This window comes from Rhodomicrobium udaipurense JA643 (assembly GCF_000636015.1).
Taxonomy (GTDB): Bacteria; Pseudomonadota; Alphaproteobacteria; order Rhizobiales; family Rhodomicrobiaceae; genus Rhodomicrobium; species Rhodomicrobium udaipurense.
The window spans coordinates 1-644 of record NZ_JFZJ01000248.1; the positions used below are offsets into that span (position 1 = coordinate 1).

The 644-nt window shown below is 51.2% G+C and carries 1 protein-coding gene; it reads left to right on the forward strand.

What is annotated here, in order from left to right:
• Positions 1 to 271: hypothetical protein (locus tag T281_RS19435; RefSeq protein ID WP_210164086.1), on the forward strand; the 271-nt coding region annotated here is incomplete at its 5' end.
• Positions 272 to 644 lie beyond the last annotated feature (373 nt).

Below are 644 nucleotides of genomic sequence, written 5' to 3' on the forward strand. Positions count from 1 at the left end.
ATCCGTGCCGCGCCGCCGCGTCTCTCCTCGGTCACCACGATCGAGCAAGCTCAGTCTCCATTCCCTCGTCCGGCCTTATGACTTGCGCCCGTGTTTGGGCGAAGATGCGGCGGTCATCGCAAGGGATGAAGCCGAATTTGTGAAAAGCTGCACTTTCAACGTGGTTGACGAAGGGCTGATGACGGTTAGACGCATTTTATCCAGAATTTTTCCCCAATTGAGGAAATTTGGTGTTTTTAACGTTGCGTTCATGGATTTGGGGTTTATATAGGGCCAACGAAACGCGGCGGCGACGCCCGCTTCGAACGCCAGAAGAAAGTTTAGGGCAATTGTCCTTGACAATCGACTGGCGCTGCTTAAATACCATCTTCCGCGGCTCGTCGGGTCCCCGATGGGTTGCAGCGTCTTCCAAAACAGAGATGACGGTTTGAACCGGTTGCAAAATCGGGGAGAGCTTTTTTCGCTTTGTCAGAAGATGTTGTTGAGCGAATTTCCTGGTTGGTTTGTTTGAAAAAACAGCTTGACGGGGTTAGCTTAGCGGGGTAGGTAGCGTGCTCCGCGGTTTTGAAGGTTTCGGAACGGCGGTTACTTCGGGATTACTTGGGTCTACTGTTAGTCTTCTTGATTGACTTAGGTTTGAGTTT